Origin of the sequence: Citrobacter sp. TBCS-15, assembly GCF_005280815.1 — a bacterium.
GTDB classification, from domain to species: Bacteria; Pseudomonadota; Gammaproteobacteria; order Enterobacterales; family Enterobacteriaceae; genus Citrobacter; species Citrobacter werkmanii.
On record NZ_SZWK01000120.1, the window covers coordinates 43018 to 66323 of the forward strand.

Genomic DNA, 23306 nt, shown 5'->3' on the forward strand with positions numbered 1-23306 from the left:
TTTAGAAGGTGGCAGCGTTTAAAGAAAAGCAATGATCTCAGGAGATAGAACGATGATTACTCTGCGCAAACTTCCTCTGGCGGTTGCTGTGGCAGCAGGCATTATGTCTGTTCAGGCAATGGCTGTGGATTTCCATGGTTATGCTCGTTCCGGTATCGGCTGGACGGGTAGTGGCGGCGAACAACAATGTTTCCAGGCAACAGGTGCACAAAGTAAATACCGTCTCGGTAACGAATGTGAAACCTATGCGGAAATCAAATTAGGCCAGGAAGTGTGGAAAGAAGGCGATAAGAGCTTCTACTTCGACACCAACGTCGCCTACTCCGTAGCACAGCAGAATGACTGGGAAGGGACTGACCCAGCCTTCCGTGAAGCCAACGTGCAGGGTAAAAACCTGATTGAATGGCTGCCAGGCTCTACTATCTGGGCCGGTAAGCGCTTCTACCAACGTCATGACGTGCACATGATCGACTTCTACTACTGGGATATTTCAGGTCCTGGTGCCGGTATTGAAAACATCGATCTGGGCTTCGGTAAACTGTCTCTGGCCGCGAGCCGTTCTCAGGAAGCGGGTGGTTCATACGCGTTCAGCAGCCAGAATATCTATGATCGTACCAAAGACACCGCTAACGACGTATTTGACGTTCGTTTAGCGCAGTTGGCAACGAACACTGATGGTATGTTGGAACTGGGTGTTGACTACGGTCGTGCGAATACGACAGATGATTACAGCCTGGCAGACGGCGCATCAAAAGATGGCTGGATGTTCACCGCTGAACATACCCAGAGCATGCTGAAGGGCTACAACAAGTTTGTTGTTCAGTACGCGACAGACTCCATGACCACGCAGGGTAAAGGTTTGAACCAGGGTTCTTACGGTTCTTCTACCGGTGTTGATAACAACGGTAACAAAGTCGCCAATAACTTTATTAATAACAACGGTAGCCTGGTTCGTATTCTTGACCACGGCGCCATCTCCCTGGGCGACAAATGGGATCTGATGTACGTCGGTATGTACCAGAACCTCGATATGGATAACGATCTGGGTACCGAATGGTACACCGTCGGTATCCGCCCGATGTACAAATGGACGCCAATCATGAGCACCCTGATGGAAGTCGGTTACGACAACGTCAAATCTCAGCAGACTGGCGATCGCAACAGCCAGTACAAAATCACCCTCGCGCAACAGTGGCAGGCTGGCGACAGCATCTGGTCCCGCCCGGCAATTCGTGTCTTCGCAACCTATGCCAAGTGGGATGAGGAGTGGGGCTACGTCAAAAATGGTAACGACGTAACCAAATACGCAGCTGCAACGAACTCTGGTATCAGCACCACCAGCCGTGGTGACAGCGATGAGTGGTCCTTCGGTGCTCAGATGGAAATCTGGTGGTAATTCAGCACTAACCTGACGTAAAGACCGAAAGAGGGGCGTAAGCCCCTCTTGATTACGGTTTAGCGCGCTATTGCCTGGCCACCGCTGAACCCATGCTATCTGAGGTGATAACAATGAAAATGAAGAAAAGTCTCGTTGCCCTTTGTTTATCTGCAGGGTTATTTGCCAGCGCGCCTGGCATCAGCCTGGCCGATGTGAATATTGTTCCGCAGAACACTACCGCGGCGCCTGTTATTCCTACAGCTGCGTTGCAACAGCTAACCTGGACGCCCGTTGATCAATCCAAAACTCAGTCCACGCAGCTTGCGAGCGCGGGCCAGCGTTTGGATGTTGCTGGTATTACCGGTCCGGTCGCGGCCTGGAGCGTACCGGCCAATATTGGTGAGTTGACCCTGACGCTAACCAGTGAAGTAAACAAACAAACCAGCGTATTTGCGCCAAACGTCTTAATTCTTGATCAGAACATGACGCCATCTGCGTTCTTCCCCAGCAGCTATTTCACCTACCAGGAGCCTGGCGTGATGAGTGCCGATCGTCTGGAAGGCGTAATGCGTCTGACGCCAGCGCTGGGCCAGCAAAAGCTCTATGTTCTGGTCTTTACGACTGATAAAGACCTCCAACAGACCACGACCCTGCTTGATCCGGCGAAAGCTTATGCCAAGGGCGTCGGTAACGCTGTTCCAGATATTCCGGACCCGATCGCGCGTCATACCACCGATGGTCTGTTGAAATTAAAAGTCAAAACCAGCTCGTCCTCCAGTGTGTTGGTGGGGCCGCTGTTCGGTTCTTCCGGCCCTGGCCCTGTCACTGTCGGCAATACCGCAGCGCCTGCAGTGACTTATGCGGCTCCGGCAGCTGCGGTTGCCGCTCCAGCGCCGCAGCCGGTGAAGAAAAGTGAGCCGATGCTGAACGACACCGAAAGCTATTTTAATCAGGCGATTAAGGATGCCGTGGCGAAAGGCGATGTTGATAAAGCGCTGAAGCTGCTTGATGAAGCTGAACGTCTGGGATCCAAATCAGCCCGATCCACCTTTATCAGCAGTGTAAAAGGCAAGGGGTAAACATCACCCCACATTGTTGATTTTGCAACAACTGGTGCGTCTCCTGGCGCACCTTTTTTTATCCTTCAGTGCGAATTGTTACGCTTATGTTGCTCTGCCGATCACTTAATTGTGTTTGCTCACCCCGTAATGCCTTTTCTGCGATACAATGCCTTTAGGTTATAAATCGGAGAGTAAGGCATGCCACACCCTGCGTTAACGCAACTGCGTGCGCTGCGTTATTTTGATGCGATCCCGGCGCTGGACCCGCAACTGCTCGACTGGTTGTTACTGGAAGATTCCATGACCAAACGTTTTGAGCAGCAGGGCAAAGAAGTCACCGTCACGTTGATTCGCGAAGCGTTCGTTGGGCAAAATGAGGTGGCTGAAGAACTGACGCTGCTGCCCAAAGAGTCCCGCTATTGGTTACGCGAAATCCTGTTATGCGCGGATGGTGAACCCTGGCTTGCCGGGCGTACCGTGGTGCCTGAATCCACCCTGTGTGGCCCTGAACTGGCCTTACAAAACCTGGGGAAAACCCCGCTCGGACGCTACCTGTTTACGTCATCGACATTGACCCGAGATTTTATTGAGATTGGCCAAGATGCAGCGCTGTGGGGGCGTCGTTCCCGCCTGCGGCTGAGCGGTAAGCCGTTGATGCTTACCGAGCTTTTTCTGCCTGCATCGCCGTTGTACTGAGAGGAAGATAAAGATGGAGTGGAGTCTGACGCAGAATAAGCTGCTGGCGTTTCACCGCTTGATGCGTACGGATAAGCCAATCGGCGCCTTACTGCTGCTCTGGCCTACGCTGTGGGCATTATGGGTAGCAACCCCAGGTATGCCGCAACTGTGGATCCTGGCGGTTTTTGTCGCCGGCGTATGGTTAATGCGCGCCGCCGGATGCGTGGTGAATGATTATGCCGACAGGAAGTTTGACGGCCATGTTAAACGTACCGCGAATCGACCGCTGCCGAGCGGCGCAGTCACCGAGAAAGAAGCCCGAACGCTGTTTGTCGTATTGGTATTACTGGCCTTCCTGCTGGTCCTGACCCTTAATACGATGACCATTTTGTTGTCCGTTGCGGCATTAGCGCTGGCGTGGGTTTACCCGTTTATGAAGCGCTACACGCATCTACCGCAGGTGGTGCTGGGGGCGGCGTTTGGCTGGTCGATCCCGATGGCGTTCGCCGCCGTGAGCGAGTCCGTACCGCTGAGCTGCTGGCTGATGTTCCTTGCCAACATCCTCTGGGCTGTGGCCTATGATACGCAGTACGCAATGGTTGACCGCGATGATGACCTGAAGATCGGTATTAAATCGACCGCGATCCTGTTCGGCCAGAACGACAAGCTAATTATTGGTATTCTGCAGGTGGGTGTGCTGGCGCTGATGGCGCTGGTGGGCTGGCTAAACGGGTTGGGGCTGGGCTATTACTGGTCTCTGTTAGTGGCTGGGGCGCTGTTTGTGTATCAGCAGAAACTGATCGTCAACCGTGAACGTGACGCCTGCTTTAAAGCGTTTATGAACAATAACTATGTTGGTCTGGTGCTGTTCTTAGGCCTGGCAATGAGCTACTGGCATTTTTGAGTTTGGCTTAGCCTGCAAAATAAAAACCGGTCATTTTGACCGGTTTTTTTATGCTTACTCGCCTTGTGTGGCGCTCTCGATGGTCAGACGCACATCCGACGTGACCAGTTCGGCCAGCATCTGATAGATCTTCATCGTCTCTTCCGGTTCGGCATCTCCGGTATCGCTGATATATCCCTCGTCACGCAGCGTCAGCACCAGAGAACTGAACACGGCCTTGTCGAAGAATTCTGGCGCGTTAATGCCGTGCAGGACGGAAAGACGCTGAGCCACGGTGCGGCTCTCTTTCTCTAGCGTACCACGGTTGATAGACGGATTAGCGCTCAGCAGCCAGAAGGTAATAGCATAGCGCTGCAACGTCTCACGAGCACCCGCCGCCAGCAGCTGTAGCGTACGGGAGCGGGCCGGATTGATATGCAGTTCGTCATCGTCCAGGGTGATGAGTCCCTGGCGCTGCATTTCGCTGGCCAGTTCGTCGATCACGCCTGCAAGTTCGTCACGCTCCCAGCGCAGGAACAGCTCCGCTTTCAGCATCGGGTATAGCGCTTCAATATGCTGCAGCAGTGCGGCGCGTGAAATATGACGATGCTGAGTTACGATGGCCGCCATTAACGAAGGCAGTACCAGCATATGCGCAATGTTGTTGCGGTAGTACGTCATCAATACCGCCTGCTCGCGCGGCAGAATGATGATGTCGCCGATGGTGTCTTTCTCGACCTCAAACTTGTTCATCTGCAAGGCATGGTCAATCAGTTCACTGGCGCTCTGCGCAGGAACCGTCGCATCCGGGGCATACGGTACGTTGCGCAGCAGACTCAGATAGCAATCGAGTTGTTCAGTCAACTGCTCACGGGTCAGAGAGCGCTGGCGGGAAGCCAGTAACGCGGTACAGCACAGGTTCATGGCGTTGGCTGCGCCTGCGTTGTTAATGCGTACCATCAGATCGGCGGCAATGTTATTTACCGTCGGCGTCAGCCAGGCAGGACGAATAGACTCGATAGGATCGATAGATTCACGCCACTCCGGCACATGCTGGTTGAGGTAAGTCATCAACGGCATCGGCTCGCCAAAGTTAACGTAACCCTGACCCAGATTACGCAGCTTGCTTAAGCCACGCAGCATTTGCGGCAGGCTCTCTTTCTCTTTCGTCGCGCCCCGCAGTTCTTTCGCATACGTGCCCACTTCCATGACGTGCTCGTAGCCGATGTAGATCGGTACGAGGGTAATCGGACGCGTACCGCCGCGCAGCATCGCCTGAATGGTCATCGACAGCGTGCCGGTTTTCGGGTCAAGCAAACGACCAGTACGTGAACGACCGCCTTCGACAAAGTACTCAACCGAGTAGCCGCGGCTGAACAACTCGCCCAGGTATTCGCGGAAAACGGTGGAATAAAGCTTGTTGCCCTTGAAGGTACGACGAATAAAGAACGCGCCCAGGCGGCGGAAGATGGGACCTGCTGGCCAGAAATTCAGGTTGATGCCTGCCGCGATATGCGGCGGAACCAGACCCTGATGATACAGAACGTACGACAACAGCATATAGTCCATATGGCTGCGATGGCACGGAACATAGACGATTTCGTGTCCATCGTGCGCCAACTGGCGTACACGCTCTGCATTATGAACGTTAATCCCCTGATACAGACGGTTCCAGGTAAAGCCCAGAATACGGTCTGTCAGACGGATCATCTCGTAGGAGAAGTTGGCGGCAATCTCTTCCATCAACGCTATCGCATTTTGCTGCGCTTTTTCGTGGGAGATTTTTTTACTGCGCGCTTCATCTTCTACCGCACGCGCGATAGCTTTTGAGGCCAACAGTTTGTTAAACAGATCCTGACGGGCAGGGAGGCGCGGCCCGACTGCGGCCAGGCGCTGGCGAGCAAAGTGCATACGCGCTACGCGCGCCAATTTCTGGGCGATAATTTTATCTGTACCGTGTTCATCCGCCATGCGACGCAGGGAAACCGACGGGGAGAAGCGGACAAAGCTGTCGCGACCCAGCCAGGACACAGCAAAGAATTTTTGTACGCCGTTCAGCATACGCAGCGGCGGGTTGACCTCGCCTTTTTCGCGTCCAGGCGCACGGCCAAACATCACCGAAACCGGCACCATCTGTACATCCAGGTCTGGATTGCTGCGATGCAAGTCGAGATAGTTATGGAACAGCTTAATAGACTCTTCTTTTGGCGTGTAATAGGTGAAGACACGTGGGCCGCCGTGAATAAACACGTAGCGCGGCAGTAGAGTTCCGTCTATCTCCAGCGGTTCCAGGGGATCCGGGAGATCGTGCGCCAGACATTGGGCGCGCAGCGTCAGCAAGTCTGCTTTGGAGTTGTACGGTAGGACGTACATAATGGGGCGAGAAGTATCGAGCCCCAATTCCGGTGCAGGTTCCGCCGGAATAGACTTGCTTTTTACCAGCACGCTTAATGGTAAATTCAGTAATTTGTAGTAAATTCGTGGCCAGCCGGACATAAACGATGTAAAGCCTCTGGTTAATAATGCAAATGCGCTGCAAGGATATCAGAAAGTTTAGTGAATTTCTGGTGTATCCGGTCATACTTCGCGCTGCTTTGCCACACCCTGAAACAAACGGGGTAACGTTACAATGACATTGACGCTAATAATGTAAAAAGGTTCTTTTTGATGGCCAATAATACCACTGGATTCACCCGAATTATCAAAGCTGCAGGCTATTCCTGGAAAGGTTTTCGCGCCGCATGGATTAATGAAGCGGCATTTCGCCAGGAAAGCGTTGCCGTTCTGCTAGGCGTTGCCATCGCCTGCTGGCTGGACGTCGACGCCATTACGCGCGTGTTGCTGATTGGTTCCGTGATGCTGGTGATGATCGTTGAAATTCTTAACAGTGCGATAGAGGCGGTGGTTGATCGTATCGGTTCCGAGTACCACGAACTGTCTGGTCGTGCGAAAGATATGGGGTCGGCGGCGGTATTGCTGTCAATTTTTGTCGCCCTGATCACCTGGGGCATCCTGTTGTGGTCGCATTTGCGATAAAGATTCCACAACTTCATCATTCTCCTGTTTTTTGTGCAGTTTGCGGTTCCAAAATCACCTTTAGCTGTATATACTCACAGCATAACTGTATATACACCCAGGGGGCGGAATGAAAGCGTTAACGGCCAGGCAGCAAGAGGTGTTTGATCTTATTAGAGATCACATCAGCCAGACAGGTATGCCACCGACGCGTGCGGAGATCGCGCAGCGTTTGGGGTTCCGTTCCCCAAACGCTGCTGAAGAACATCTGAAAGCGTTGGCGCGTAAAGGCGTGCTGGAAATTGTATCCGGCGCATCGCGTGGTATTCGTCTGTTGCAGGAAGAAGAAGAAGGTTTACCGCTTGTAGGTCGCGTTGCGGCAGGTGAGCCACTTCTGGCGCAGCAACACATTGAAGGCCATTATCAGGTCGATCCTTCACTGTTCAAACCGAACGCCGATTTTCTGCTGCGTGTCAGCGGTATGTCGATGAAAGACATCGGGATTATGGACGGTGATTTGCTGGCTGTGCATAAAACACAGGATGTGCGTAACGGTCAGGTTGTTGTCGCGCGCATTGACGACGAAGTGACGGTGAAACGCCTGAAAAAACAGGGCAACAAGGTTGAGCTTCTGCCAGAAAACAGCGAATTCAAACCGATTGTGGTCGACCTGCGCGAGCAAAACTTCACTATTGAAGGGCTGGCGGTAGGCGTCATTCGTAACGGTGAATGGCTGTAATCACAGGTTGCTTTCCCGACAGCCGGATAAGACGTTTGCGTCGCCATCCGGCAACTAGCCCGGTGGTGCTGTGCTTACCGGGCCTGAACAACATCTTCCAGTACGTCTAACTTCTTTTCAGGCGCTATTTCATGCCTTTCTTTACCTCCTCCGACAAAGCACTCTGGCGTCTAGCCTTACCGATGATCTTCTCCAATATCACCGTTCCCTTGCTGGGATTGGTCGATACTGCGGTCATTGGTCATCTGGATAGCCCGATTTATCTTGGCGGCGTTGCCGTTGGCGCCACCGCGACCAGTTTTCTCTTTATGCTGCTGCTTTTTTTACGCATGAGCACCACGGGCCTTACCGCCCAGGCATTTGGCGCGAAAAATCCGCAGGCACTGGCGCGTGCGCTGGTGCAGCCGCTAATGCTGGCGCTGGGTGCGGGGCTGCTTATCGCACTGTTTCGTACGCCGATTATCGATCTGGCTCTGCATATTGTCGGGGGAAGTGAAGCGGTACTGGAGCAGGCCCGACGTTTCCTGGAAATCCGTTGGTTAAGCGCACCCGCGTCTCTGGCGAATCTGGTGCTGCTCGGCTGGCTGCTTGGCGTTCAGTATGCGCGGGCGCCGGTTATCCTGCTGATAGTCGGTAATGTTCTCAACATTGTGCTCGATTTATGGCTGGTAATGGGCCTGCATATGAACGTGCAGGGAGCGGCGCTGGCGACGGTCACCGCCGAATATACCACCCTGCTGATTGGCCTGATGATGGTACGTAAAGTCCTGCATATGCGCGAAATTTCGCTGGCAATGTTGAAACAGGCGTGGCGTGGCAATTTCCGCCGGTTACTGGCGCTTAACCGCGACATCATGCTGCGCTCGCTGTTGCTGCAGCTCTGTTTTGGTGCCATTACGGTGCTGGGCGCGCGTCTGGGGAGCGATATCATTGCGGTAAATGCTGTTCTGATGACTCTACTGACTTTTACCGCCTACGCGCTGGACGGGTTTGCCTACGCCGTAGAAGCGCATTCTGGTCAGGCCTATGGCGCAAGAGATGGCAGCCAGTTACTGGATGTCTGGCGCGCAGCCTGTCGACAGTCCGGTCTTGTGGCGATTCTGTTTTCGCTGGTTTATGCCCTGTTTGGCGAGCACATTATAGCGTTGCTAACCTCGCTCCCGCAGATTCAACTGCTGGCCGATCGCTATCTTATCTGGCAGGTGATTTTGCCGCTGGTTGGCGTCTGGTGTTATTTGCTGGACGGTATGTTTATCGGCGCAACACGGGCTGCAGAAATGCGCAACAGCATGGCCGTTGCCGCCGCGGGATTCGCATTAACGTTGCTGGCTCTACCGCTGCTGGGTAACCACGGCTTGTGGCTGGCGCTCACCGTATTTCTTGCCCTGCGCGGGCTTTCGCTGGCCTTTATCTGGCGACGTCACTGGCGCAACGGGACGTGGTTCGTTGAAGCCTGACGGTTAAAAATTCTGAATAGTGAATCGAATGCCGAATCAGTGACTACACTTATTCTCACGTCCAGCAGAAAAGATAGCAGAGTTGGACGAGATACTCTGGCTATTCACAACCTAACGATGAGGATTTGATGATGAATAAAGACGAAGTCGGCGGCAACTGGAAACAGTTCAAAGGTAAAGTGAAAGAGCAATGGGGCAAACTGACCGACGATGATATGACGGTCATTGAAGGCAAACGTGACCAACTGGTCGGTAAAGTCCAGGAGCGTTACGGTTATGCAAAAGATCAGGCGGAGAAAGAAGTCACTGACTGGGAAACCCGCAACGATTACCGCTGGTAATTAGTCCCCTCCTGAGAGTACAGGGATGTACGCTCTCTTGCTTAGCGACCGACTTTCTTTTTCACCAGAATTGAGTGGTCATGCTGGCATTCGCCTGGATGCCGACAGGCTTCAACCTCCACGCATGCCGGGCAGAGTCCGTGAGCTTCAATCACGTTATGCCGCAGAGCAAAGCCCATTTTTGCCGCCAGCATATGCATGATGTCTTCCACACCTTCCGCACACTCTTCTTTTACCACGCCACAGCGATCGCAAATAAACATCGCAGAACTGTGGGTCGGTTGATCGAACAGGTGACACAGCACGTAGCTGTTGGTCGATTCCACTTTATGTACAAAACCTTGTTCCAGCAGAAAATCGAGCGCACGATAAACGGTTGGCGGCTTGGCCTGCGGCTCGGTTTCCCGTAGCAGGTCGAGCAGGTCGTAAGCGCTAATGGCGCCTTCCTGCAGGCTCATCAGGCGCAGCACTTCGAGGCGCTGTGGCGTTAGCCGCACGTTGCGTTGCGCACAGAGTTTTTCAGCTTGAGCCAATAACTCCTGCGTGGTGGTTTTGTCCATTTGGCGCCTCGATTTGTGTGAAAGGTTAATCCCTTACTTTATCATGTTCTGCTTAAAACGCCGAGATCCGCCGCTGTGTGCTATACCTGACGCATCGTATTCTGGAGAATCAACATGAAAAGACCCGACTGTATTCGCCACTGGCGAGAGGTGGAGGGGGCTGATGACTCCACCTACCCCGACAGCAATGAACTTTTTGCTATTGGCGCGCCGCTTGCCCGTAAACTGGGGTTAGGAAGACTGGGTATTCATCATGAACGCCTGCCGCCGGGGCGTCGCACATCTTATCCTCATGCGGAAAGCGATGAAGAAGAGTTTATCTATGTGCTGGAAGGCTATCCGGAAGCCTGGATCAACGGTTATTTATGGAAGCTCGAGCCTGGCGACAGCGTCGGTTTTCCGGCTGGAACCGGGGTGTGTCACACCTTTATCAATAACACCAGTGAAGAGGTGCGCCTGCTGGTCGTGGGTGAGGCAAACAAAAAATATAATCGCATTTACTACCCGCTTAACCCGGTCTATGCCGCCACGCGCGAGGATCGCTGGGTGGACCATCCGCCGCAGTTTTTTGGCCCACATGACGGCAAGCCGGGGCGCAAATAACGCACTGTGAGAATATGCTGCGGTAGCCACGATGATGGGGCGCACTATCGCACCGGTCTATGCTATAGTAGCGCCCCTTTTTTAACCGGATGCTTGAATATTCGCCATGCTGCCTGAATCTCAGTCTACCGCTTTTCCCGCTCATCGTTTTTCTATCGCGCCGATGCTCGACTGGACGGACAGACATTGCCGCTACTTTTTGCGCTTACTGTCCCGCCAGACGCTGCTGTATACGGAGATGGTGACCACCGGAGCGATCATTCATGGTAAAGGCGATTATCTGGCGTATAGCGAAGAAGAACATCCGGTCGCGTTGCAACTGGGCGGGAGCGATCCGGCTGCACTGGCGCAGTGTGCGAAGCTCGCTGAACAGCGGGGTTATGACGAAATTAACCTCAACGTGGGTTGTCCTTCCGACCGCGTACAGAATGGCATGTTTGGCGCCTGTCTAATGGGGAATGCGCAACTGGTCGCTGATTGCGTCAAGGCTATGCGCGATGTGGTGTCGATTCCGGTGACGGTGAAGACCCGAATCGGCATTGATGATCAGGACAGCTACGAGTTCCTGTGCGATTTCATCAACACGGTATCTGGCAACGGCGAATGCGAGATGTTTATCATCCACGCCCGCAAGGCCTGGCTGTCTGGGTTAAGCCCGAAAGAAAACCGCGAGATCCCACCGCTGGATTATGACCGTGTTTATCAGTTAAAGCGTGATTTCCCGCATCTGACGATGTCGATCAACGGCGGTATTAAATCGCTGGAAGAAGCGAAAAAGCATCTGCAACATATGGATGGCGTGATGGTGGGGCGTGAAGCCTATCAAAATCCCGGAATTCTGGCGTCGGTCGACCGCGAAATTTTTGTTGCCGCTACCCATGATGCCGATCCGGTCGCCGTGGTGCGCGCCATGTATCCGTATATTGAGCGTGAACTGAGTCAGGGCACTTATCTGGGGCATGTCACACGCCATATGCTGGGACTGTTTCAGGGGATCCCCGGCGCACGTCAGTGGCGTCGTTACCTGAGTGAGAACGCGCATAAAGCCGGAGCCGATATTACCGTCCTGGAACATGCTTTGAAGCTGGTGGCCGATAAGCGTTAGTTTCTCACTAATAGTTAGTTAATTTCACCACGCCCTGTGCTTTGTCACGGGGCGTTTTGTTTATAAATCAGTAGATTAACTTTGGCATGTTTCTTGTAAAGGAATGGAGAGTATTTCATTTCGGGAGAGAGTCATGCTGGAACTACTTTTTGTGATTGGATTTTTTATCATGCTGATGGTCACCGGCGTATCGTTGCTGGGGGTGCTGGCCGCGCTGGTGGTAGCCACCGCCGTGATGTTTTTGGGTGGACTATTTGCCTTGATGATTAAACTGTTGCCCTGGCTGCTACTGGCCGTTGCCGTGGTGTGGGTGATCAAGGCGATAAAAGCGCCAAAAGTCCCCCAGTATCAGCGCAATAACCGCCGATTTTACTAAGGTATTGAGTGGTCCGTCACAACCTGAAACATTGCCTTTAGAACCAAATAGGAATTGATTATCAAATCTGTCACTATTGCCAGGTTAACGAATTCATCGAGCTGTACCCTACATACAGCCGAACTAAAAAAAGAAAGGGCTTCCTGCGGGAAGCCCTAATTCTTTCTTTCCCCGTCATAATTCAAACTCCAGGTGTGTTGGCTGCTTTCATTCACCCCAGTCACTTACTCCAGTAAGCTCCTGGGGATTCACTCAATTGCCGCCGTCCTGGAGCTTAAATTATTTAGGGGAAATGAGGGCGTTACGGGATCAGTAGACTCGATCCCTGCGTGGCGCGACTTTCCAGCACTTCATGGGCACGCTGCGCGTCGTGCAGCGCAAATGTCTGACCAGGTGCGACATCCACTTTTATTACCCCACTGGCAATCAATGAGAAAAGCTCATTACTGGCTTCGGTTAATTCGCGGTGGTTGGTGATGTAACCCTGCAGAGAGGGACGGGTCACGTATAGCGAACCTTTCTGATTCAGAATCCCTAAATTTACACCGGTCACTGGTCCGGACGCGTTGCCAAAACTGACCATCAGTCCGCGGCGCTGCAGACAATCGAGAGAGGCCTCCCAGGTATCTTTCCCCACCGAATCGTACACCACCCGCACTTTTTTACCGCCGGTGATCTCTTTTACCCGCTCAACAATGCTTTCTTCACGATAGTTAATTACCTGCCACGCCCCGGCCTGCTGCGCAATTTGCGCTTTTTGCGCATTGCCGACGGTGCCAATCAGTTTCGCTCCCAACGCTTTCGCCCACTGACAAGCGATCAGACCGACGCCACCTGCGGCTGCGTGGAATAAAAACGGTTCGTCAGGCTGGATTTCATAGGTTTTGCGTAACAGGTAAAAAACGGTCAGCCCCTTCAGAAACGAGGCGGCTGCCTGTTCAAATGAGATAGCGTTAGGCAGAATAGCGGCTTTATCAGCCGGCACGTTATGCACTGAGCTGTAAGCGCCAAGCGCAGACTGAGCATACACCACGCGATCGCCAGCTTTAATGTGCGTCACTTTGCTGCCAACTTTGCTGACCACGCCCGCGGCTTCGGTACCCAGACCGCTGGGCAGAGAAGGTGGTGGATAAAGACCACTGCGGATGTAGGTGTCGATGTAGTTGATCCCAATCGCTTTATTCTCGACCTGGATTTCGTTTTCCGCCGGGTCAACTGGCGTAAACTCCACAGCCTTGAGTACATCAGGCCCACCATGCTTGTGAAATTCAATACGTGTTGCCATGCTTCCTCCAAAAGAAATGTGGTAATCTTTCGACCCAATCATTATCTCGGTAACTCCATTCACTATGGCAGGAAATAAACCCTTCAACAAACAACAGACTGATGCTCGTGAGCGCGATCCCCAGGTCGCCGGGCTGAAAGTACCGCCGCACTCGATTGAAGCGGAACAGTCGGTGTTGGGCGGTTTAATGCTGGATAACGAACGCTGGGATGACGTGGCCGAACGCGTGGTGGCGGAAGATTTTTATACCCGCCCGCACCGGCATATCTTCACGGAAATGCATCGCCTGCAGGAGATGGGAAAACCCATCGATCTGATTACCCTGGCAGAGTCGCTGGAGGTTCAGGGCCAGTTGGACAGCGTCGGCGGTTTTGCGTACCTGGCTGAGTTATCGAAAAATACGCCAAGTGCGGCCAACATTAGCGCTTATGCGGATATCGTTCGCGAACGTGCCGTTGTCCGTGACATGATTTCGGTCGCGAACGAAATTGCGGAAGCCGGATTCGATCCGCAAGGACGTTCCAGTGAAGACCTGCTGGATCTCGCGGAGTCTCGCGTCTTTAAAATCGCTGAAAGTCGCGCCAACAAAGACGAAGGCCCGAAAAACATTACCGATGTGCTCGACGCCACCGTCGCGCGTATCGAGCAGCTATTCCAGCAGCCGCACGACGGCGTTACCGGGGTGAACACCGGTTATGACGACCTCAACAAAAAAACCGCTGGTTTGCAGCCGTCAGACCTCATCATCGTCGCTGCGCGTCCGTCGATGGGTAAAACGACATTTGCAATGAACCTCGTCGAAAACGCGGCGATGTTGCAGGATAAGCCAGTTCTTATCTTTAGTCTGGAAATGCCCTCAGAACAGATCATGATGCGTTCCCTGGCCTCGCTCTCACGCGTAGACCAGACCAAAATCCGTACCGGTCAACTGGATGACGAAGACTGGGCGCGAATTTCCGGAACAATGGGTATTTTGCTGGAGAAACGAAACATCTATATTGATGACTCTTCCGGCCTGACGCCAACGGAAGTGCGTTCGCGTGCCCGTCGTATCGCCCGTGAACACGGCGGTATCGGACTTATCATGATCGACTACCTGCAGCTGATGCGCGTGCCGTCGCTTTCCGACAACCGTACGCTGGAAATTGCTGAAATTTCCCGCTCGCTGAAAGCGTTAGCGAAAGAACTGCATGTGCCGGTGGTGGCGCTGTCGCAGCTTAACCGCTCTTTGGAACAACGCGCCGACAAGCGTCCGGTCAACTCGGATCTGCGTGAATCCGGCTCCATCGAGCAGGATGCCGACTTAATCATGTTTATCTATCGTGATGAGGTTTATCACGAAAACAGCGACCTGAAAGGGATCGCAGAAATCATTATTGGTAAGCAACGTAACGGTCCGATCGGAACGGTTCGCCTGACGTTTAACGGACAGTGGTCGCGATTCGACAACTATGCCGGTCCTCAATATGACGATGAGTAATTTCTAAGGAATACAAATGCAAGCGGCAACTGTAGTTATTAACCGCCGCGCTCTGCGACACAACCTGCAACGTCTGCGTGAACTGGCTCCTGCCAGTAAACTGGTTGCGGTCGTGAAAGCGAACGCTTACGGCCATGGTCTGTTAGAGACCGCGCGAACGCTCCCCGATGCGGACGCTTTTGGTGTCGCTCGTCTTGAAGAAGCCCTGCGGCTGCGCGCGGGTGGGATCACGCAGCCTATCCTGTTGCTGGAAGGTTTTTTCGATGCCACCGATCTGCCGACTATCTCCGCGCAGCGTCTGCATACCGCCGTGCACAACCAGGAGCAGCTCGAAGCCCTGGAGGCTGCAAAACTGGCTGAGCCGGTCACCGTCTGGATGAAGCTCGACACGGGAATGCACCGCCTGGGCGTACGTCCTGAACAGGCCGAGGCGTTTTATCAGCGCTTAACGCAATGTGAAAATGTGCGCCAGCCGGTTAATATCGTCAGCCACTTTGCACGCGCGGACGAGCCTGAGTGTGGCGCGACCGAAAAGCAGCTCGATATCTTTAATCGCTTCTGTGAAGGCAAACCGGGGCAGCGTTCGATTGCCGCATCCGGCGGTATTCTGCTGTGGCCACAGTCTCACTTCGACTGGGCGCGTCCGGGGCTGATTCTGTACGGCGTATCACCGCTGGAAAACCACTCTATCGGCGCCGATTTTGGCTGCCAGCCGGTGATGTCGCTAACCTCCAGCCTGATTGCGGTGCGTGAGCACAAAGCGGGCGAACCGGTTGGTTATGGCGGCACCTGGCAAAGCGAGCGCGACACGCGTTTAGGCGTGGTGGCGATGGGTTATGGCGATGGTTACCCGCGTGCGGCGCCGTCTGGGACACCGGTGCTGGTCAATGGCCGTGAAGTGCCGATCGTGGGTCGCGTCGCGATGGATATGATCTGCGTCGATTTAGGTCCCGGCGCGCAGGATAAGGCTGGTGATTCTGTGATTCTTTGGGGTGAAGGTTTGCCCGTTGAACGGATTGCTGAAATGACGAAAGTTAGTGCTTACGAACTTATCACACGCCTGACCTCAAGGGTGGCGATGAAGTATATCGACTAAGTTCATGATATGCCGGACAGGCGGGAATGCCGCCATCCGGCAATATGCTCGCCAACTGCAACATCCTCTCGATCTTCTTCCGCTTCCGGTTTATTGTGTTCTTATCCTCTGCCTGTAAACCTGGAGAACCACCTCGTGTTTCAAAAAGTTGACGCCTACGCTGGCGACCCGATTTTATCGCTCATGGAGCGATTCAAAGAAGATTCACGTAGCGACAAAGTGAACCTCAGCATTGGCCTGTACTACAACGAAGACGGCATTATTCCTCAGCTTAAAGCGGTGGCGGAGGCGGAAGCCCGACTCAATGCCAAACCGCATGGCGCTTCGTTGTATCTACCGATGGAAGGTCTGAACACGTATCGCCATACCATTGCGCCGCTGTTGTTTGGCGCGGATCATCCGGTTCTCCAGCAACAGCGTGTCGCAACCATTCAGACGCTGGGTGGTTCCGGGGCGCTAAAAATTGGCGCAGACTTCCTGAAACGCTATTTCCCTGACTCTGGTGTGTGGGTTAGCGATCCGACATGGGAAAACCATATCGCGATTTTTGAAGGGGCTGGATTCGAAGTGAGTACTTACCCCTGGTATGACAACGAAACCAACGGGGTACGTTTCAATGACCTGCTGGCCACGCTGAATACCTTACCGGCGCGCAGCATCGTGCTGCTGCATCCGTGCTGCCATAACCCGACCGGTGCAGATTTAACCCCTGCGCAATGGGATGCGGTTATTGAGATTCTGAAATCGCGCGATCTGATCCCGTTCCTCGACATTGCTTATCAGGGCTTTGGTGGCGGAATGCAAGACGATGCTTACGCGATCCGCGCCATTGCCAGCGCCGGGTTACCGGCTCTGGTCAGCAACTCATTTTCTAAAATCTTCTCTTTATACGGCGAGCGCGTCGGTGGGTTGTCTGTGGTATGTGAAGACGCCGATGCGGCAAGCCGCGTTCTGGGGCAATTAAAAGCGACCGTACGTCGTAACTACTCCAGCCCGCCGAACTTTGGTGCGCAGGTGGTCGCTACGGTACTGGGTGACGACGCGCTGAAAGCCAGCTGGCTTGCAGAAGTCGAAGAGATGCGGACCCGCATCCTGGCAATGCGCCAGGAGCTGGTTAACGTGCTGAGTGCTGAAATCCCTGACCGTAACTTTGATTACCTGCTGCAACAGCGCGGAATGTTCAGCTATACCGGGCTTAGCGCCGCTCAGGTCGATCGCCTGCGTGATGAGTTTGGCGTGTACCTGATTGCCAGCGGTCGTATGTGCGTGGCCGGATTGAATCACGCTAACGTGCAGCGCGTGGCGAAGGCATTTGCTGCCGTTATTTAACCAGGTTTGTTATTTCTCGCACAGTGTTGCCGGATGGCGGCGTAACGCCTTATCCGGCCTACAAAGGCAGTGGATTTTTCGTTTGTAGGCCTGATGAGCGTTGCGCTATCAGGCACGCTTTTCTGTGTGATCGTGCTCTTTTTCTGTAACAAAACCAGAGAAAATCCTTCCTTTCCCTTCCCTCAGGGGGTAAGGTCAGATAGTTTTTTGACCAGTTGTTAATAAAAAAATGATAACTAACTGACTACTTAGGGAAAAATATGCGCAAGCTTACGTTGGCACTGAGTGCCGTTTGTTTATTGTTCACGTTAAATCAGCCTGCTCAGGCATTAGTTTCTTCTCCCTCGCAGCTCAATCCAGGCACCAACGTTGCAAAACTCGCCGAGCAGGCTCCCATTCACTGGGTTTCCGTGGCGCAAATTGAAAACAGTCTGACAGGCCGCCCGCCGATGGCCGTCGGGTTTGATATCGATGACACCGTCCTTTTTTCCAGCCCGGGCTTCTGGCGCGGTAAGAAAACGTACTCTCCGGACAGTGAAGATTACCTGAAGAATCCGGCTTTCTGGGAGAAAATGAACAACGGCTGGGACGAGTTCAGTATTCCAAAAGAAGTGGCGCGTCAGTTGATTGATATGCACGTGCGTCGTGGTGATAGTATTTTCTTCGTCACCGGACGTAGCCCGACGAAGACTGAAACGGTATCGAAAACGCTGGCTGATAACTTTCACATCCCAGCCGCCAATATGAATCCGGTCATTTTTGCAGGCGACAAGCCGGGCCAGAACACCAAAACGCAGTGGTTACAGGATAAAAACGTGCGCATGTTCTACGGCGATTCTGACAATGACATCACCGCCGCTCTCGACGTGGGTATTCGCGGTATTCGTATTTTACGTGCCTCCAACTCCACCTATAAACCGCTGCCTCAGGCCGGCGCGTTTGGTGAAGAGGTGATCGTTAATTCTGAGTATTAAAGGCGCAGGCTGCTATTTGGTGGTTTTTTAAACAAATTTGCGTTACTGGCTTTTACCTTTTGCGGACTTGCTGCACACTGAATAAAAGATGTTCTCATTAGGCGAGTGCTGGTAAGGGGAATAAAGATGACGAATTCGGAGTTGCTGCAATACTGCATGGCAAAAACGGGCGCGGAGCAGAGCGTGCACAGTGACTGGAAAGCCACACAAATCAAAGTCGAAGATGTACTCTTTGCCATGGTAAAAGAGGTAGAGGAACGCCCGGCGGTCTCTCTGAAAACCAGCCCTGAACTGGCGGAATTGCTGCGTCAGCAGCATAGCGATGTACGACCAAGTAGGCATCTGAATAAAGCGCACTGGAGCACGGTGTATCTGGACGGCTCGCTGCCGGATTCGCAGATTTATTATCTGGTTGATGCCTCTTATCAGCTGGCGGTGAACACGCTGCCGGAAGATAAACGCCGGATACTGGCGCAGCCCTGATCTGTTTCGCCGGATGCGGCGCAAGCGCCTTATCCGGCCTACAAGAAATTATGCATATTCTGTAGGCCAGATAAGTGTTGCGCAATTACAACAACGGTTTGAGGAAGCGGGCCGTGTGTGAAGCTTCACACTCAGCGACCGTTTCTGGTGTGCCGGAAACCAGAATTTCCCCGCCGCCGCTACCGCCTTCCGGACCGAGATCGACAATCCAGTCCGCCGTTTTAATCACGTCCAGATTGTGCTCAATCACCACGATGGTGTTGCCCTGATCACGCAACTGATGCAGCACGTCCAGCAACTGTTGAATATCCGCAAAATGCAGACCGGTGGTCGGTTCATCAAGGATATACAACGTCTGCCCGGTGCCGCGTTTTGACAGTTCGCGCGCCAGCTTCACGCGCTGCGCTTCGCCGCCGGAGAGCGTAGTGGCCGACTGGCCGAGACGGATATACGTCAGGCCCACATCCATCAGCGTTTGTAGCTTACGCGCCAGCGCCGGGACGGCATCGAAGAATTCGCGTGCTTCTTCAATGGTCATATCCAGCACTTCGTGGATGGTCTTGCCCTTGTACTTAATCTCCAGCGTTTCGCGGTTATAGCGCTTGCCTTTACACTGGTCGCACGGCACGTAGATATCCGGCAGGAAGTGCATTTCAACTTTGATCACGCCGTCGCCCTGACAGGCTTCACAGCGTCCACCGCGGACGTTAAAGCTGAAACGACCCGGCGTGTAGCCGCGCGCGCGGGACTCTGGTACACCAGCAAACAGTTCGCGCACCGGCGTAAACACACCGGTGTAGGTTGCCGGGTTAGAGCGCGGAGTACGACCAATCGGGCTTTGGTCAATGTCGATCACTTTGTCGAAATGTTCCAGGCCCTGAACATCGCGGTACGGCGCAGGTTCAGCCAGCGTGGCGCCGTTCAGCGCCGTCTGTGCAATCGGGAACAGCGTGTCATTGATCAGCGTCGATTTACCCGAACCGGAAACCCCGGTAATGCAGGTGAACAGGCCAACCGGTAGCGTCAGGGTGACATCTTTCAGGTTGTTGCCGCGTGCGCCGGTTAGCTTTAGCACTTTTTCCGGATCGGCTGCCACGCGCTGTTTCGGTACTTCAATTTTACGCTTACCGCTCATGTACTGGCCGGTCAGCGACTCAGGCACCGCCATGATGTCATCGAGCGTCCCTTCGGCAACCACCTGGCCGCCGTGAACGCCAGCGCCCGGGCCGATATCGATAACGTGGTCAGCGGCGCGAATCGCATCTTCATCGTGCTCGACCACAATCACGGTATTACCTAGATTACGCAGATGGATGAGCGTGCCCAACAGACGTTCGTTATCGCGCTGATGCAGACCAATAGACGGTTCATCCAGGACGTACATCACGCCGACCAGACCCGCGCCGATCTGGCTCGCCAGGCGAATACGTTGGGCTTCGCCGCCGGAGAGCGTTTCCGCTGAACGCGACAGCGTCAGGTAGTTGAGGCCGACGTTAACCAAAAACTTCAGACGATCGCCAATCTCTTTCAGGATTTTCTCTGCAATCTTCGCTCGCTGGCCGGCAAGCTTCAGGTTGTTGAAGAAATCCATCGCATGGCCGATGCTCATGTCGGAAATGGCGGGCAGCGGCGTATTCTCGACAAATACGTGACGGGCTTCCCGGCGCAAACGCGTCCCTTCACAGCTGGCGCACGGGCGGTTGCTGATGAATTTGGCTAATTCCTCACGTACTGCGCTGGATTCCGTCTCTTTATAACGGCGCTCCATATTGTGCAATACGCCTTCGAACGGATGGCGACGTACGGACGTATCGCCGCGATCGTTCATGTATTTAAATTCGATATTCTCTTTACCGGAACCGTACAGCACCACTTTATGCACGGCGGGGTTCAGGCTTGCCCATGGAGCTTCGACGTCGAATTTATAGTGTTCCGCCAGTGACTTAAGCATCTGGAAGTAGTAGAAGTTGCGGCGATCCCAGCCGCGGATAGCGCCACCGGCCAGCGACAGTTCCGGGTTTTGAATCACCCGGTCAGGATCGAAATACTGTTGTACGCCGAGGCCGTCACAGGTCGGGCATGCGCCCGCCGGGTTGTTGAATGAAAACAGACGCGGTTCCAGTTCGCGCATGCTGTAACCGCAGATCGGGCAGGCGAAGTTGGCGGAGAACAGCAGCTCTTCCGCTTTCGGGTCGTCCATATCGGCAACCACCGCCGTACCACCGGACAGTTCCAGCGCGGTTTCAAACGATTCCGCCAGGCGCTGGGTAAGATCGTCACGTACTTTAAAGCGGTCAATCACCACTTCGATGGTGTGTTTCTTTTGCAGCTCAAGCTTGGGCGGATCGGACAGGTCGCACACTTCCCCGTCGATACGGGCACGGATATAGCCCTGGCCTGCCAGGTTTTCCAGCGTTTTGGTGTGCTCACCTTTACGCTCTTTAATAATCGGCGCCAGCAGCATCAGACGTTTACCTTCCGGCTGCGACAGGACGTTGTCCACCATCTGACTCACGGTCTGCGCCGCCAGGGGAACGTCGTGATCCGGACAGCGCGGTTCGCCAACGCGGGCAAACAGCAGGCGCAGATAGTCGTGAATTTCGGTAATTGTACCTACCGTGGATCGCGGGTTATGGGACGTCGATTTTTGTTCAATTGAGATGGCGGGAGACAGCCCCTCAATGTGGTCGACATCCGGCTTTTCCATCAGCGACAGAAACTGACGCGCATACGCGGAAAGGGATTCAACGTAACGACGCTGCCCTTCGGCATATAAGGTGTCGAAAGCGAGCGAAGATTTGCCTGAGCCCGAAAGCCCGGTGACGACAATCAGCTTGTCGCGCGGGATGACGAGGTTGATGTTTTTGAGATTATGGGTGCGGGCGCCCCGAACTTCGATCTTATCCATTCATCTTTCCCGGATTAAACGCTTTTTTGCCTGGCTGCATGGTGCTACCGGCGATCACAAACGGTTAATTATGACACAACCTGACCTGAATGGATATACAGTATTGGAATGCAAAACGCAGATGCTTGTGCAACAATGCCTGTCCGGGGTTGTTTACTGGAATCGACCTCGCAACGTAGTAAAAGCGCTATTGGAAATGCTACAATCCCGCGCTTACACTTATTCAGTAACGTTTTTCAGGAGACACGATCATGGCCAGCAGAGGCGTAAACAAGGTGATTCTCGTCGGTAATCTGGGCCAGGACCCGGAAGTACGCTATATGCCGAATGGTGGCGCAGTTGCCAACATTACGCTGGCTACTTCCGAATCCTGGCGTGATAAAGCGACCGGCGAAATGAAAGAGCAGACTGAATGGCACCGTGTTGTGCTGTTCGGCAAACTGGCAGAAGTAGCCAGCGAATATCTGCGTAAAGGTTCTCAGGTCTATATTGAAGGCCAGCTGCGTACCCGCAAATGGACCGATCAGTCCGGCGTAGAAAAGTACACCACTGAAGTTGTGGTTAACGTTGGCGGCACCATGCAAATGTTGGGCGGCCGTCAGGGTGGTGGCGCTCCGGCAGGCGGCGGTCAGCAGCAGGGCGGTTGGGGCCAGCCTCAGCAGCCGCAGGGCGGCAATCAGTTCAGCGGCGGCGCGCAGTCTCGCCCGCAGCAGTCAGCTCCGGCAGCGCCGTCTAACGAGCCGCCGATGGATTTCGACGACGATATTCCGTTCTAATTTTTCTGCTTTATACGAAAAATTATGGCTACCTCAAAACTGGGGTAGCCATATGTAATTTTTTATCAGTTCAACACCATCGGCCAGTCTGGCGGTGTGTGGCTCATCACTTCAACCATCACGTTTTCAATGTTTTTCCAGATTGCGGACATATCCACCAGGGTTATGCCGAGCAGCCCGGTTGCAAACCAGCAGGCGAAAACCAGTCCCAAACCGCTACTAATGACGGCCAGGCCAATATAATCTGATTTACGAAAACGGATATTGAGCGTACTGGCTAAAAACATCAGCACCGCGCTGAGTAGCTGCCATCGTAGAAGAACCACGCCAGTTGTTATCGTTGCCATGAAAAAACGTCCTCAGAAAGTCTTGATGCCCATGACAGCGCGGGGGTGTTCACCGAGGGTGTAGTACTCTGGCTCTCGACGGGCAATAACACGAATGAAACATTGTTTCTGTTACATGAATTGTGTGAACTATATCACATTTGCTCGTTTGTTCACCAGTGTTAGAGGTTATTTTTGCAAGGTAATAGACATGTTTTCTATATGGTTATTTTTAATAAAAAAATCGATAACAAATAATCTAATAAAAAGATGTATATGAATTACCTGTTATGTTTATCCTAAATTATTCGTTAAAAAATTTAATGAATTTCTTAAACGCGACCAGGATAATGCTCATAAAAAATTACTACTTGTTGATAATAATGTTATGAAATAAGCATAACTTTAAGTTTGCCTTACGGAAAAATAATATCATCATCAACTATTATCAGA

General features: G+C 53.3%; 22 protein-coding genes. 17 read left to right on the top strand and 5 right to left on the bottom strand.

All coding sequences use genetic code 11. The features are described 5' to 3' along the window. The first annotated feature begins 52 nt into the window (after positions 1 to 52). From FDW96_RS11245 to ubiA, 4 genes are all read left to right on the top strand, one after another. Positions 53 to 1396, top strand: a complete 1344-nt coding sequence (locus FDW96_RS11245) for a maltoporin (RefSeq protein ID WP_042313008.1) — start codon at positions 53 to 55, stop codon at positions 1394 to 1396. Between the two features lie 113 nt (positions 1397 to 1509). Further along, complete coding sequence (gene malM / locus FDW96_RS11250; RefSeq protein WP_042313006.1) at positions 1510 to 2457, top strand: maltose operon protein MalM; 948 nt, start codon at positions 1510 to 1512, stop codon at positions 2455 to 2457. A gap of 180 nt (positions 2458 to 2637) precedes the next feature. Then, positions 2638 to 3135, top strand: coding sequence for a chorismate lyase (gene ubiC, locus FDW96_RS11255; RefSeq protein WP_042313004.1), 498 nt, complete (start codon positions 2638 to 2640; stop codon positions 3133 to 3135). 13 nt (positions 3136 to 3148) lie between these two features. Next, the gene (ubiA, locus tag FDW96_RS11260; protein ID WP_042313002.1) at positions 3149 to 4021 is read left to right on the top strand and encodes a 4-hydroxybenzoate octaprenyltransferase; all 873 of its coding nucleotides are present in this window, start codon (positions 3149 to 3151) and stop codon (positions 4019 to 4021) included. A gap of 54 nt (positions 4022 to 4075) precedes the next feature. On the opposite strand, the gene plsB is transcribed toward ubiA, so the two are convergent. Further along, on the bottom strand, positions 4076 to 6496 hold the full coding sequence (gene plsB, locus FDW96_RS11265) for a glycerol-3-phosphate 1-O-acyltransferase PlsB (protein WP_038636254.1): 2421 nt from the start codon (positions 6494 to 6496) through the stop codon (positions 4076 to 4078). Between the two features lie 171 nt (positions 6497 to 6667). Between plsB and FDW96_RS11270 the strand changes: the two genes are divergently transcribed. The 4 genes from FDW96_RS11270 to FDW96_RS11285 all read left to right on the top strand — a co-directional run bounded on the left by FDW96_RS11270 (position 6668) and on the right by FDW96_RS11285 (position 9552). After that, a complete protein-coding gene (locus FDW96_RS11270; RefSeq protein ID WP_003826594.1) occupies positions 6668 to 7036 on the top strand; it encodes a diacylglycerol kinase in 369 nt (122 codons plus the stop codon). 109 nt (positions 7037 to 7145) lie between these two features. Then, on the top strand, positions 7146 to 7754 hold the full coding sequence (gene lexA, locus FDW96_RS11275) for a transcriptional repressor LexA (RefSeq protein WP_003826596.1): 609 nt from the start codon (positions 7146 to 7148) through the stop codon (positions 7752 to 7754). Positions 7755 to 7885: 131 nt separating this feature from the next. Next, complete coding sequence (dinF, locus tag FDW96_RS11280; protein ID WP_042312997.1) at positions 7886 to 9211, top strand: MATE family efflux transporter DinF; 1326 nt, start codon at positions 7886 to 7888, stop codon at positions 9209 to 9211. 131 nt (positions 9212 to 9342) lie between these two features. Then, positions 9343 to 9552: a CsbD family protein gene (locus FDW96_RS11285; protein WP_006688302.1), complete on the top strand. Its 210-nt coding sequence runs from the start codon at positions 9343 to 9345 to the stop codon at positions 9550 to 9552. 41 nt (positions 9553 to 9593) lie between these two features. Here FDW96_RS11285 and zur read toward each other — a convergent pair whose 3' ends face one another. Continuing rightward, positions 9594 to 10112 (bottom strand): zinc uptake transcriptional repressor Zur, encoded by a 519-nt coding sequence (gene zur, locus FDW96_RS11290; protein ID WP_038636258.1) that lies wholly within the window; start codon positions 10110 to 10112, stop codon positions 9594 to 9596. Positions 10113 to 10226: 114 nt separating this feature from the next. On the opposite strand from zur, the gene FDW96_RS11295 reads away from it, so the two are divergent. The 3 genes from FDW96_RS11295 (at position 10227) to pspG (ending at position 12196) form a co-directional block, all read left to right on the top strand. After that, positions 10227 to 10715: a cupin domain-containing protein gene (locus FDW96_RS11295; RefSeq protein WP_038636260.1), complete on the top strand. Its 489-nt coding sequence runs from the start codon at positions 10227 to 10229 to the stop codon at positions 10713 to 10715. A 106-nt stretch (positions 10716 to 10821) separates the two neighbouring features. Further along, complete coding sequence (gene dusA, locus FDW96_RS11300; protein ID WP_137365710.1) at positions 10822 to 11820, top strand: tRNA dihydrouridine(20/20a) synthase DusA; 999 nt, start codon at positions 10822 to 10824, stop codon at positions 11818 to 11820. Between the two features lie 133 nt (positions 11821 to 11953). Further along, positions 11954 to 12196, top strand: a complete 243-nt coding sequence (gene pspG / locus FDW96_RS11305; protein WP_003031713.1) for an envelope stress response protein PspG — start codon at positions 11954 to 11956, stop codon at positions 12194 to 12196. Between the two features lie 301 nt (positions 12197 to 12497). On the opposite strand, the gene FDW96_RS11310 is transcribed toward pspG, so the two are convergent. After that, on the bottom strand, positions 12498 to 13481 hold the full coding sequence (locus FDW96_RS11310; protein WP_079226193.1) for a quinone oxidoreductase: 984 nt from the start codon (positions 13479 to 13481) through the stop codon (positions 12498 to 12500). Between the two features lie 64 nt (positions 13482 to 13545). On the opposite strand from FDW96_RS11310, the gene dnaB reads away from it, so the two are divergent. The 5 genes from dnaB to FDW96_RS11335 all read left to right on the top strand — a co-directional run bounded on the left by dnaB (position 13546) and on the right by FDW96_RS11335 (position 18843). Then, entirely contained in the window at positions 13546 to 14961 is a 1416-nt protein-coding gene (gene dnaB / locus FDW96_RS11315) for a replicative DNA helicase (RefSeq protein ID WP_003826610.1), read from the top strand. 16 nt (positions 14962 to 14977) lie between these two features. Next, on the top strand, positions 14978 to 16057 hold the full coding sequence (gene alr / locus FDW96_RS11320) for an alanine racemase (RefSeq protein WP_137365711.1): 1080 nt from the start codon (positions 14978 to 14980) through the stop codon (positions 16055 to 16057). Between the two features lie 135 nt (positions 16058 to 16192). Continuing rightward, positions 16193 to 17386 (top strand): aromatic amino acid transaminase, encoded by a 1194-nt coding sequence (gene tyrB / locus FDW96_RS11325; protein WP_042312990.1) that lies wholly within the window; start codon positions 16193 to 16195, stop codon positions 17384 to 17386. 260 nt (positions 17387 to 17646) lie between these two features. After that, complete coding sequence (gene aphA / locus FDW96_RS11330) at positions 17647 to 18360, top strand: acid phosphatase AphA (RefSeq protein WP_042312987.1); 714 nt, start codon at positions 17647 to 17649, stop codon at positions 18358 to 18360. Positions 18361 to 18486: 126 nt separating this feature from the next. Beyond that, on the top strand, positions 18487 to 18843 hold the full coding sequence (locus tag FDW96_RS11335) for an MmcQ/YjbR family DNA-binding protein (RefSeq protein WP_038636271.1): 357 nt from the start codon (positions 18487 to 18489) through the stop codon (positions 18841 to 18843). 85 nt (positions 18844 to 18928) lie between these two features. Here the strand turns inward: FDW96_RS11335 and uvrA are convergent, their stop codons facing one another. After that, positions 18929 to 21751, bottom strand: coding sequence for an excinuclease ABC subunit UvrA (gene uvrA, locus FDW96_RS11340; RefSeq protein ID WP_038636273.1), 2823 nt, complete (start codon positions 21749 to 21751; stop codon positions 18929 to 18931). Positions 21752 to 22002: 251 nt separating this feature from the next. On the opposite strand from uvrA, the gene ssb1 reads away from it, so the two are divergent. Next, complete coding sequence (ssb1, locus tag FDW96_RS11350) at positions 22003 to 22527, top strand: single-stranded DNA-binding protein SSB1 (protein WP_003826621.1); 525 nt, start codon at positions 22003 to 22005, stop codon at positions 22525 to 22527. Between the two features lie 65 nt (positions 22528 to 22592). Here the strand turns inward: ssb1 and FDW96_RS11355 are convergent, their stop codons facing one another. Further along, complete coding sequence (locus FDW96_RS11355) at positions 22593 to 22874, bottom strand: YjcB family protein (protein ID WP_038636276.1); 282 nt, start codon at positions 22872 to 22874, stop codon at positions 22593 to 22595. Between the last annotated feature and the right edge of the window lie 432 nt (positions 22875 to 23306).

Coding starts and splice junctions, on each gene's coding strand:
- ubiC (WP_042313004.1), top strand. CDS start 2,638: ATGCCACACCCTGCGTTAACGCAACTGCGTGCGCTGCGTTATTTTGAT.
- FDW96_RS11335 (WP_038636271.1), top strand. CDS start 18,487: ATGACGAATTCGGAGTTGCTGCAATACTGCATGGCAAAAACGGGCGCG.
- dusA (WP_137365710.1), top strand. CDS start 10,822: ATGCTGCCTGAATCTCAGTCTACCGCTTTTCCCGCTCATCGTTTTTCT.
- uvrA (WP_038636273.1), bottom strand. CDS start 21,751: ATGGATAAGATCGAAGTTCGGGGCGCCCGCACCCATAATCTCAAAAAC.
- ssb1 (WP_003826621.1), top strand. CDS start 22,003: ATGGCCAGCAGAGGCGTAAACAAGGTGATTCTCGTCGGTAATCTGGGC.
- plsB (WP_038636254.1), bottom strand. CDS start 6,496: ATGTCCGGCTGGCCACGAATTTACTACAAATTACTGAATTTACCATTA.
- alr (WP_137365711.1), top strand. CDS start 14,978: ATGCAAGCGGCAACTGTAGTTATTAACCGCCGCGCTCTGCGACACAAC.
- dnaB (WP_003826610.1), top strand. CDS start 13,546: ATGGCAGGAAATAAACCCTTCAACAAACAACAGACTGATGCTCGTGAG.
- zur (WP_038636258.1), bottom strand. CDS start 10,112: ATGGACAAAACCACCACGCAGGAGTTATTGGCTCAAGCTGAAAAACTC.
- dinF (WP_042312997.1), top strand. CDS start 7,886: ATGCCTTTCTTTACCTCCTCCGACAAAGCACTCTGGCGTCTAGCCTTA.
- lexA (WP_003826596.1), top strand. CDS start 7,146: ATGAAAGCGTTAACGGCCAGGCAGCAAGAGGTGTTTGATCTTATTAGA.
- malM (WP_042313006.1), top strand. CDS start 1,510: ATGAAAATGAAGAAAAGTCTCGTTGCCCTTTGTTTATCTGCAGGGTTA.
- FDW96_RS11270 (WP_003826594.1), top strand. CDS start 6,668: ATGGCCAATAATACCACTGGATTCACCCGAATTATCAAAGCTGCAGGC.
- FDW96_RS11310 (WP_079226193.1), bottom strand. CDS start 13,481: ATGGCAACACGTATTGAATTTCACAAGCATGGTGGGCCTGATGTACTC.
- ubiA (WP_042313002.1), top strand. CDS start 3,149: ATGGAGTGGAGTCTGACGCAGAATAAGCTGCTGGCGTTTCACCGCTTG.
- FDW96_RS11245 (WP_042313008.1), top strand. CDS start 53: ATGATTACTCTGCGCAAACTTCCTCTGGCGGTTGCTGTGGCAGCAGGC.
- FDW96_RS11355 (WP_038636276.1), bottom strand. CDS start 22,874: ATGGCAACGATAACAACTGGCGTGGTTCTTCTACGATGGCAGCTACTC.
- aphA (WP_042312987.1), top strand. CDS start 17,647: ATGCGCAAGCTTACGTTGGCACTGAGTGCCGTTTGTTTATTGTTCACG.
- FDW96_RS11285 (WP_006688302.1), top strand. CDS start 9,343: ATGAATAAAGACGAAGTCGGCGGCAACTGGAAACAGTTCAAAGGTAAA.
- pspG (WP_003031713.1), top strand. CDS start 11,954: ATGCTGGAACTACTTTTTGTGATTGGATTTTTTATCATGCTGATGGTC.
- FDW96_RS11295 (WP_038636260.1), top strand. CDS start 10,227: ATGAAAAGACCCGACTGTATTCGCCACTGGCGAGAGGTGGAGGGGGCT.